The following is a 10,343-nucleotide window of genomic DNA, read 5'->3' on the forward strand; positions in this document are numbered from 1 at the left end:
CGCGGCCTCGACCCGGCGGCCGCGCGCCGCGCCCTCGCCCCCACCGGGTACGCGGCGCCGCACCTGCCGCCGCCGCACGGACTCGGCGCCGGACCGGTCGAACAGCTCGTCGTCCAGGAGGAGTTGAAGGCCGCCGGGGTCAAGGTCGCCGATCTCGGCATCGCCACCTGGGTGGTCCCCTCGCTCCTCACCTACGGCACCGACGCCCAGCGCGAGCGCTACCTCCCGCCGACCCTGCGCGGCGACCTGCTCTGGTGCCAGCTGTTCTCCGAGCCGGGCGCGGGATCGGACCTCGCGTCGCTGCGCACCCGCGCGGAGCGCACCGAGGACGGGCGCTGGCGGATCAACGGACAGAAGGTGTGGACGAGCGCCGCGCAGTGGGCCGACCACGGCATCCTGCTGGCCCGCACGGACCCCGAGGCCCCCAAGCACAAGGGCCTGACCTACTTCGTCGTCGACATGAAGAACCCGGAGAACGCTGCCGGCATCGACATCCGCCCGCTGCGCGAGATCACCGGTGACTCCCTCTTCAACGAGGTCTACTTCGACGACGTGCTGCTGCCCGCGGACGCGGTGGTCGGCGAGGTCGACGACGGCTGGCGGGTGGCCCGGCACACGCTCGGCAACGAACGCGTGCACATGGCCGACCAGTTGACCTTCGACACGGGTCTGGAGGCACTGCTCTCCCGCGCGGGTGACCTCGACGGCGCGTACCGGGCGCGGATCGGGGCGCTCGCCGCGGAGGCCCACGCGCTCGGCTGCATCGGACTGCGCACGACGATGCAGCAGGTCGCGGGGGAGGGCCCCGGGGCGGGCGCCTCGATCCGCAAGCTCGTCCAGACGCCGCACCAGCAGAAGGTCGCCGAACTGGCCCTCGAACTCCTCGGCCCCGCGGGCGCGTTGCGGGAAGGGCCGGGGGAGCGGGCGCTGCACGGATTCCTGCTGTCCCGGTGCCTGACGATCGCGGGCGGCACCACGCAGGTGCAGTTGAACGTGGTGGCGGAGCGGATCCTGGGGCTGCCCAGGGACTGACGGGGGTGGGGCGGGGCCGGCCCGGGACTGGTCGAGGGCCGGCCCGGGGCGGACCGGGTCTGGTCGGGGGCCGGTCTTGGAGTTTGGCCGCGGGCTGTCCGGAGCACTGACCGGGAGCCGTCTGGGGGCTGACCGGCCGCTCGGTCGAGGGCCGGCTCGGGACGGACCGGGTGCGACCGGGGCCGGTCCTGGAGTTTGGTCGCGGGCTGACCGAGGGCTGCCTGGGGACTGACCGGGTAGCGCTCGGTCGAGGGCCGCCCGGGACGGACCGGGTGCGGCCGGGGGTCGGTCAGGGCTCCTCGGCGGTTGATGGGTGGCCGATCGGGCGTGGGCGGTGGTTGACCGGGCCCGGGGTGACCGTGGCCCCGCAGGCCCCGCAGGCCCCGTCGAGGCAGTGCGCGGAGCGCCTCGCGCGGGGCGACGTATCGTCGGCGCCGTGGAGCTCAAACACCTCACCGGATTCATCGCCGTCGCCGAAGAGCTGCACTTCGGCCGGGCCGCCGAGCGGCTGCACATGGCCCAGTCGCCGCTCAGCCAGCAGATCAAGCTCCTCGAACGCGACCTCGGGGTCAAGCTCTTCGACCGCACCACCCGCACCGTCCGGCTGACCCCGGCCGGGCAGTCGCTCGTGGAGCCGGCGCGGCGCCTGCTCGCCGACGCCTCCGCGGTGCGCCGCACCGTGCGTGCCGCGCACCTCGGCGAGGTCGGCCGGGTCACGGTCGGCTTCGCGGGCGCCAGCAGCTACTCGGCGCTGCCGCTGCTCACCCGCGCGGTCACCTCCCAACACCCCGGAATCGAGCTGGTGTTGATGGGCCAGACCTATACCGGCGAGGCACTGCGCCGGGTCACCGACGGCACCCTCGACGTCGGCTTCGTGGCGCTCCCGGTGCGCCGTGGCGTCACCGCGCGGGTCGTGCGCATGGAGCGCCTCGTGCTGGCGCTGCCGGACAGCCATCCCCTCGCCGAACGGGACGAGGTGCCGGTGCGCGAACTCGCGGGCGAACCCATCGTCACGTTCCCGCTGTCTCGGGAGTCGGCGGTGCGCGAGGCGATGGTGCAGGCCTGCCACGACGCCGGGTTCGCGCCCCGGATCGCGCAGGAGGCTCCGGACTCGTACAACATGCTGGCCCTGGTGGGGGCCGGGGTCGGCGTCGCGGTCGTGGTCGACTCGGCCCGCAGCATCCACCTGGAGCACGTGGTGTTCCGGCCGCTCGTGGGCGAGGAGGTGCCGGTGCTGCCGATCGCCCTCGGCTGGCGCACCGGCAATCCGTCGGCGGCCCTCGACGCCGTGCTGCGGGTGGCGCAGGAAGTGCTGCCGACGCCGCCGGACGCGCCGGACTATGCCGGATGACGTCTGGATCCGGGGCGTTATTGGTCTTGGACACCACCTAATGGGGCCGTGCAGAGTGATCCGGGTCTCGCGATGGCGCGAGGAGGCATTCGAGAGGACGCTCGCATGCAGCACGACCCGGGGCACGACGCGCGGGCCCGCGACGCCCGTCGCGCCGGCGTCACCGCCTTCGTCGGCACCACCATCGAATGGTTCGACTTCTACATCTACGGTTCGGCCTCCGCGCTGGTCCTCGGCAAGATCTTCTTCACCGGCGCCTCGCCGGCCGTCGGCACCCTGGCCGCCTTCGCCACCTTCTGGGTCGGCTTCCTCGCCCGCCCCCTCGGCGGCGTGATCTTCGGTCACTTCGGCGACAGGTACGGCCGCAAGAAGGCCCTCGTCGTCACCCTCACCATGATGGGCGGCGCCACCTTCTGCGTCGGCCTGCTGCCCGGTCACGACCAGATAGGCGCCGCCGCCCCGGTCCTGCTCGTCGTGCTGCGCATGATCCAGGGCGTCGCGATGGGCGGCGAATGGGGCGGCGCCGTGCTCATCGCCACCGAGTACGCGCCGCCCCGGCGCAAGCTGCTCTACGGCGCCTTCGCCCAGCAGGGCTCCCCGATCGGCAACCTCCTCGCCACGCTCGCCTTCCTCGGCATCGCCCAACTCCCCGACGCCGCCTTCGAGTCGTGGGGCTGGCGCGTGCCGTTCCTGTTCTCCGCCGTGCTCGTCGCCGTCGGGCTCTTCATCCGGCTGAAGCTCGCCGAGACCCCCGAGATGCAGGCGGCCCTCGCCCGCGACAAGCCGGTCAAGCTGCCCATCAAGACGGTGCTCACCCGCTACCCGCTGCTGGTCCTGCTCGGCGTCGTCGCGGGCACGGCCGGTGTCGCCCTCACCTACGTGAAGACGACGTTCGCGCTCTCCTGGGCCACCTCGGACCTCGACTTCGACCGGACCTCCTTCCTCACCGTCATCTCGCTCGCCCTCGTGGTGCAGGTGATGGTGCAGCCCTTCGGCGCCGTCCTGGCGAGCAAGTGGCCCGTGCGCAAAGCCGTGTTGTGGATGCTGCTCCCCGAATTCGTCGTGCTGCCGCTGATGTTCGTCCTGGTCGGGACGGGAAACTTCTGGCTCGCCGTCCTCGGCATGGGCCTCGCCACCTTCCCGCACGCCATGTACTACGCCGCGCTCGCCGGGATCCTCGCCCGCGTCTTCCCCGTCGAGGTCCGCTACACCGGCATGTCCCTCTCGTACCAGCTCTGCACGACCCTGTTCGCCGGGACCGCGCCGATCGTCTCCCAGTACCTGCTGAACTCCTTCGGCTCGATCTGGCCCGTCGTCGCCCTCGGCCTCGGCTACACCGCCCTCACCCTCGCGGGCGTCCTGCCACTGCTGGCCCGCACCGGCGGGCACGCACACGAGACCGCCCCCGCCCGCACCACGCAACCCGCCTGACCCGGAGTCACCGTGCACGCCATGAACTACGCAGACCGCGACCCCGCCCTGCGCCCCCTGCTCGACCGCGTCCTGTCCGCCGCCGACCGCGCCCGCGTCGAACCCCTCCTCGCCGAGCTCGGCGAGCTGGCCGCGGGCGAACTCGACCGGCAGGCCGCCCTCGCCGACGCCAACCCGCCCCGGCTCGTGCAGTACGCCCCCGACGGCACCCGCACCGACGAGATCCGCTACCACCCGGCGCACGACAGGGCCGCGTCGCTCGCCTACGAGCGCTTCGGCCTCGCCGCGATGTCGCACAGGACCGGGGTCCTCGGCTGGCCCACCAAGGTCCCGCACACCGTCAAGTACGCCCTGTCCTACCTCTACGTACAGTCCGAGTTCGGCATGGCGTGCCCGCTGTCCATGACCGACTCCGCCGCCCGCATCCTGCGGCTCTTCGACCCCGAGCGGTACGCCGCGGAGATAGCCGCCCTGACCGCCACGGACCCCGAACTGCGGGCCACGGGCGCGATGTTCATGACGGAGAAGCAGGGCGGCACGGACGTGGGGCTGACGCAGACCGTCGCCACCGACCGGGGTACGCACTGGACCCTCACCGGCAAGAAGTGGTTCGCTTCCAATCCCGGCGCCGACGTGGTCCTCACCCTCGCCCGTGTCCCCGGCCAGGGCGAGGGCACCCGCGGCCTCGGCATGTTCCTCGTCCCGCGGCTGCGCCCGGACGGCACCCGCAACGCGCTCCGCATCGACCGCCTCAAGGACAAGCTCGGCTCGCGCTCCATCGCGAGCGGCGAGGTCACCCTCGACGAGGCGTACGCGACGCCCGTCGGCAGGCTCACGGACGGCTTCCGGCAGATGGCCGAGATGCTCAACGTCTCCCGCCTGTCCAACGCCATGCGCGCCACCGCCCTGATGCGCCGCGCCGTGCGCGAGTCCGTCGACCACACCCGCGTCCGCCACGTCTTCGGCACGCCCCTGTTCGACCAGCCGCTGATGCGGGCCACGCTGCTGCCGATGGTCCTCGACACCGAAGCCGCCCTGCACCTCGTCGTCGAGGCCGCCGCCCGGCTCACCGCCGCCGACGCGGGCGACCAGGAGGCCCGCGCGCTCGTCCGCGTCCTCACCCCGCTCGCCAAGCACACCCTGTGCAAACGCGCCCGCTCCGTCACCGGCGAGGCCATGGAGATCCGCGGCGGCAACGGATACATCGAGGACTGGGTCAACCCCCGCCTGGTGCGCGACGCCCACCTCGGCTCCATCTGGGAGGGCTCCTCGAACGTCATCGCCCTCGACGTGCTGCGCTGCATGCGCCGCCAGGACGCCCACACCACGCTCGCGGACACCTACGGCGACCGCCCCGCCACCGCCGACCGCTGGGAGCGGCTGCGCACGAAGGGCGACGCTCTCCTGCAACTCCCGGACGACGAACAGCAGATGAGGATCGGCCGGTACGCCGACGAGCTGTCCCGCGCCGTCATGGCCACCCTGCTGCACGACCAGGCCGACCACGAGGCCGGCGCGACCGGCGACGGGCGCGCCCTCCTCGTCGCCCGCACCTACACGGCCCTCCTCGACGATCCGGACGCCCTGCCCCGCCCCGCCCTGGACCACTTCGCCGCACTGGCGGATGGTGGACGGGTCCCGCTCGCCGACCTCCGGGAGAACGACCGTGCCTGACCTGCCCCTGACCGGTATGAAGGTCGTCGACCTCTCCAAGATCCTCGCGGGCCCGTACGTGACGATGTCACTCGCCGACCTGGGCGCGGACGTCGTCAAGGTCGAGCACCCCGACGGCGGCGACCCGACCCGCGCCTGGGGCCCGCCCTTCAACGGCCCCGACGCCACCTACTACCTGGCGGCCAACCGCAACAAGCGCTCGGTCGCCCTCGACCTCAAGTCGGCGGCGGGCCAGGAGGCCGTGCACCGGATGCTCGCCGACGCGGACGTCATGGTGGAGAACTTCCGCCCGGGGTCCTCCCTCGCCCGCCTCTTCGACTACCGGGAACTGAGCGCGCGCTACCCCCGCCTGGTGCTCCTGCACATCTCCGCGTTCGGCGACACCGGGCCGCTGCGCGACGAACCCGGCTACGACATGGTGGCGCAGGCGAGCGCCGGTCTGATGTCGCTCACCGGCGAGCCCGACGGCCCGCCGGTCAAGGCCGGATACGCCATGGGCGACCTCGGCGCCGCCCTCTTCGGCCTGATCGGCGTCAACGCGGCACTCGTCGAGCGCGAGCGCACCGGCCGCGGCCAGTACGTGACCACGTCCCTGTACGAGTCCCAGCTCGCCCTGCACATCAACTGGGCGACGGGCTACTTCGCGACGGGGCAGCGCCCGACCCGCCTCGGCTCCGGCCACCCCAGCCTCGTCCCGTACCAGGCGTACCCGGCCGCCGACGGCCACTTCGTGATCGCGGTCGGCAGCGACGGCCTCTTCCGCCGCCTCGTCGACGCCCTCGGCCACCCGGAGTGGGCGCACGACCCGCGCTTCGCGGCCAACCGCGACCGGGTGGCCCACCGCACCGCCCTGAACGCCAAGCTGGAATCGGTCCTCGTCGACGAGCCGGTCGCCCACTGGATCGGCCTGCTGAAGCCGCTCGGCGTGCCCGTCGCCGCGATCCGCACCCTCGACGAGGTCTACGACTGCCCGCAGACCGCCGCCCTGGACATGGTGCAGAAGGTCGACCACCCGGACGTGGGCCCGCTCCAGCAGGTCGCGTTCCCCGTCACGTTCCGCGGCGCGCGCCCGCCCGTGCGCAGCGCCCCGCCCACGCTCGGCCAGCACGGCCGTGCCGTCCTCGCCGAACTGGGGTACGGGGACACTGAGATCGACCGGCTGCTGAACCCGACCGCCGCACCGCACCCGCAAGGAGCCTGACCGCATGCCCTTCCCCGCACTCGACCCCAGCGATCCGCTGAACCTCGAAGCCCTCCTCACCGACGAGGAGCGGGCCGTGCGCGACACGGTGCGCCAGTACCTCGACGACAAGGTGGAGCCGCACATCGCCGACTGGTTCGAGTCGGGCGAACTGCCGGACCTTCCCGGACTCGCCCGCGAATTCGGCAAGATGGGCCTGCTCGGCATGCACCTGGAGGGCTACGGCTGCGCCGGCATGTCGGCCCGCGCGTACGGCATCGCCTGCCGGGAGCTGGAGGCCACCGACTCGGGTCTGCGCTCGTTCGTGTCGGTCCAGGGGTCCTTGGCCATGTTCGCCCTGCACCGCTTCGGCTCCGAGGAGCAGAAGCAGGAGTGGCTGCCGAAGATGGCCGCGGGCGAGGCCATCGGCTGCTTCGGCCTGACCGAGCCCGACCACGGCTCCGACCCGGCGTCCATGGCGACGCGGGCCCGCCGCGACGGTGACGACTGGATCCTCGACGGCCGCAAGATGTGGATCACGAACGGTTCGGTGGCGGCCGTCGCGGTGGTCTGGGCGGGCACCGAGGACGGCGTACGCGGATTCGTCGTCCCCACCGACACCCCCGGCTTCTCCGCGCCGCTCATCAAGCACAAGATGTCACTGCGCGCGTCGGTCACGAGCGAGCTGGTGCTGGACGGCGTACGGCTCCCGGCGTCCGCGCAGCTGCCCGGGGCGCGTGGCGTGGGCGCGCCCCTGACCTGCCTGAACGAGGCGCGGTACGGCATCGTCTGGGGCGTCACCGGAGCGGCCCGCTCGGCGTGGCAGTGCGCGCGCGACTACGCCCTGCAGCGCGAGCAGTTCGGCAAGCCGATCGCCGCGTTCCAGCTCACGCAGCAAAAGCTCGTCGACATGGCACTCGAACTGCACAAGGCGACCCTCACGGCGCTCCACCTGTCGGCGCTCAAGGACTCGGACGCCGGCGTCCACCCGGCCCAGATCAGCTTCGGCAAGCTGAACAACGTCCGCGAGGCCATCGAGATCTGCCGCACCGCCCGCACGATCCTGGGCGCCAACGGCATCTCCCTGGAGTACCCGGTGATCCGCCACGCCAACAACCTGGAGTCCGTGCTGACGTACGAGGGCACGACCGAGATGCACACGCTGGCACTCGGCCAGGCACTGACGGGTCACGCGGCCTTCCGTTAGACGGCGCGCCCTGCCAGTATCTGACGGGTCATCAGATACTGGCAGGAGGCCGGAGGCATGAAGTCCTACATAGTCGGCGTCGGCATGACCAGGTTCGAGAAGCCGGAGAGCCGCGACTGGCAGTACTGGGACATGGTCAAGGAGGCGGGGAGCGCGGCGCTCACGGACGCCGGCGTCCCGTACGAGGACGTACAGCAGGTCCCCGTCGGCTACTGCTTCCAGGCGTCCACCGCAGGCCAACGGGCCGTCTACGAAATGGGATTGACGGGCGTCCCCGTCTACAACGTCAACAACAACTGCGCGACGGGCTCGACCGCGCTGATGATGGCGCGCCAGTTCGTCGAGGGCGGCATCAGCGACTGCGTGCTCGCGGTCGGCTTCGAGAAGATGCAGCGCGGCGCGCTGGGCGGCGGAGCCGACGGCGGAGACTTCAAGACGTCCCCCGTCGCCCGCCACTACGGCGTCATGGCCGCCCGCCACGGCTTCGAGATGTCCCCGCCCACCGCCCAGATCTTCGGCGACGCGGCGCGCGAGCACATGGAGAAGTACGGCACGTCCGAAGCGCAGTTGGCGGCGGTCGGCGCGAAGAACCACCGCCACTCCGTCAACAACCCCTACGCCCAGTTCCAGGACGCGTACACGGTCGACGAGATCCTCGCGGCCAAGACCATCCACACCCCGCTCACCAAGCTCCAGTGCTCGCCGACCTCGGACGGCGCGGCCGCGGCCGTCGTCGTCTCCGAACGCTTCGTGGACGAACGGGGCCTGGGCGAGACGGCAGTGGAGATCGTCGCCCAGGCGATGACGACCGACACCGAGGAGTCCTTCGCGTCGGGCTCGTGCATCGAGGTGGTCGGCCAGCCGATGTCACGGGAGGCGGCGCGCCAGGTCTACGAACGCTCCGGACTCGGCATCGACGACGTGGACGTCATCGAACTCCACGACTGCTTCTCGATCAACGAGCTGCTGACGTACGAGGCGCTCGGCATGTGCGCGGCCGGGGAGTCCGGCAAACTCGTCGAGTCCGGGGCGACCACGTACGGCGGCCGCTGGGTCGTGAACCCCTCCGGCGGCCTCATCTCGAAGGGGCACCCGCTCGGCGCCACCGGGATCGCCCAAGCCGCCGAACTCACCTGGCAGTTGAGGGGTCAGGCGGAGCGGCGTCAGGTGCCGGGCGCCCGGGTCGCTCTCGCGCACAACATCGGGCTCGGCGGGGCGGCGGTCGTCACGATGCTGCGCCGCGCCTGACGTCCGCGGACCCGCCCCGGGCCCGCCACTCGTCGGCGAGGATCGCCATCAGCACACCGTCGCGCCAGACCCCGTCGCGCAGCTCGATGTGGCGGCGCACGCCCTCGACGACGAAACCCGCCTTCTCGTACAGGTGCAGGGCCCGGGCGTTGTCCGTGAACGCCTCCAGCTGGATGCGGTGCAGTCCGAGCGTGCCGAAGCCGTAGTCGACGACGAGCCGCAGCGCGTCCGTGCCCAGACCGCGCCCGCGTCCGCCCGGGCCGATCAGGATGCGGAAGGTGCAGTACTGGTGCGCGGCCTCCCAGTCGTTCAGGACGACCTCGCCGACCAGCTCGCCGGTGGCGCGGTCGGTGATGGCCAGATCGAGGCGGTCGGACTGAGCGCCGCGCGAGCCGTACCAGGAACGCAGGTACTCCAGGCCGAACGGCTCCGGGTCACCGCCGGTGAAGTACACCAGCTCGGGGTCCCGCAGTATCTCCACCATGACCTCGGCGTCGGCCTCGGCGACGGGGCGCAGGACGGCCCGCTCCCCGGTCAGGACGGGCTTCGCGGAGAACACGGTGGTCGGCGCACTGGTGATCATCGTAGGATTCTCCGCTCCCCGGGCGCCCGGAACAAGCGGTTTTGCCACGCTGCCCGAAGGGACGGGTCCTAGGTCCCGGGACGTATGACCTACGGCCCATCGCCCGTGCTCCGAAATCCTGATGTATGGGGTGCTCCCCACCTGAGACCATGACACCCATGCCGCAGACCTCTCTCGTCGACCCCGACGCCGCGATACGTTCCCGAAGGCCCGCCCCGCCCGCCTGGCTGGTGGTGGCCGTGGCCTGCGCGGGGCAGTTCCTCGTCGTCCTCGACGTCTCCGTCGTGAACGTCGCCCTGCCGTCCATGCGCGCCGACCTCGGACTGAGCGCGACGGGCCTGCAGTGGGTGGTGAACGCCTACTCGATCGCGTTCGCCGGTTTCATGCTGCTCGGCGGCCGGGCGGGGGACCTCTTCGGGCGCAAGCGGATGTTCCTGGTGGGCCTCGGCCTGTTCACCCTCGCCTCGCTGGTGGGCGGGCTCGCACAGGACGACTGGCAGCTCCTCGCGGCGCGGGCCGTGCAGGGCCTCGGCGCCGCCGTGCTCGCCCCCTCCACCCTGACGATCCTCACCTCCGCCGTGCCGGAGGGCGCGGCCCGGGCCCGGGCCATCGCGACCTGGACGGCCGTGGGCGCGGG

9 protein-coding genes are annotated in these 10,343 nt (G+C 72.2%); 8 read left to right on the plus strand and 1 reads right to left on the minus strand.

Going from position 1 to position 10,343, the window contains the following annotated elements; genetic code table 11:
* The 7 genes from G3I40_RS14350 to G3I40_RS14380 all read left to right on the plus strand — a co-directional run.
* Nucleotides 1-1,032, plus strand: a 1,032-nt coding sequence (locus G3I40_RS14350; protein WP_203644054.1) for an acyl-CoA dehydrogenase family protein, incomplete at its 5' end; no start/stop codon positions are given.
* A gap of 436 nt (nucleotides 1,033-1,468) precedes the next feature.
* Complete coding sequence (locus tag G3I40_RS14355) at nucleotides 1,469-2,383, plus strand: LysR substrate-binding domain-containing protein (RefSeq protein WP_164302555.1); 915 nt, start codon at nucleotides 1,469-1,471, stop codon at nucleotides 2,381-2,383.
* Nucleotides 2,384-2,488: 105 nt separating this feature from the next.
* Nucleotides 2,489-3,814 (plus strand): MFS transporter, encoded by a 1,326-nt coding sequence (locus G3I40_RS14360; protein WP_164302556.1) that lies wholly within the window; start codon nucleotides 2,489-2,491, stop codon nucleotides 3,812-3,814.
* A 21-nt stretch (nucleotides 3,815-3,835) separates the two neighbouring features.
* On the plus strand, nucleotides 3,836-5,488 hold the full coding sequence (locus G3I40_RS14365) for an acyl-CoA dehydrogenase family protein (RefSeq protein ID WP_164302557.1): 1,653 nt from the start codon (nucleotides 3,836-3,838) through the stop codon (nucleotides 5,486-5,488).
* Entirely contained in the window at nucleotides 5,481-6,689 is a 1,209-nt protein-coding gene (locus tag G3I40_RS14370; protein WP_343244928.1) for a CoA transferase, read from the plus strand. The genes G3I40_RS14365 and G3I40_RS14370 overlap by 8 nt, the downstream gene beginning before the upstream one ends.
* A 4-nt stretch (nucleotides 6,690-6,693) precedes the next feature.
* Nucleotides 6,694-7,875 (plus strand): acyl-CoA dehydrogenase family protein, encoded by a 1,182-nt coding sequence (locus tag G3I40_RS14375; protein WP_164302559.1) that lies wholly within the window; start codon nucleotides 6,694-6,696, stop codon nucleotides 7,873-7,875.
* Between the two features lie 57 nt (nucleotides 7,876-7,932).
* Nucleotides 7,933-9,123 (plus strand): lipid-transfer protein, encoded by a 1,191-nt coding sequence (locus G3I40_RS14380; RefSeq protein ID WP_164302560.1) that lies wholly within the window; start codon nucleotides 7,933-7,935, stop codon nucleotides 9,121-9,123.
* Here G3I40_RS14380 and G3I40_RS14385 read toward each other — a convergent pair.
* Nucleotides 9,101-9,706, minus strand: coding sequence for a GNAT family protein (locus G3I40_RS14385; protein WP_164302561.1), 606 nt, complete (start codon nucleotides 9,704-9,706; stop codon nucleotides 9,101-9,103). The two genes, G3I40_RS14380 and G3I40_RS14385, sit on opposite strands and share 23 nt — an antisense overlap.
* 158 nt (nucleotides 9,707-9,864) lie before the next feature.
* Between G3I40_RS14385 and G3I40_RS14390 the strand changes: the two genes are divergently transcribed.
* Nucleotides 9,865-10,343: MFS transporter (locus G3I40_RS14390; protein WP_164302562.1), on the plus strand; the 479-nt coding region annotated here is incomplete at its 3' end.

This window comes from Streptomyces sp. SID14478 (assembly GCF_010548525.1).
GTDB lineage: Bacteria > Actinomycetota > Actinomycetes > Streptomycetales > Streptomycetaceae > Streptomyces.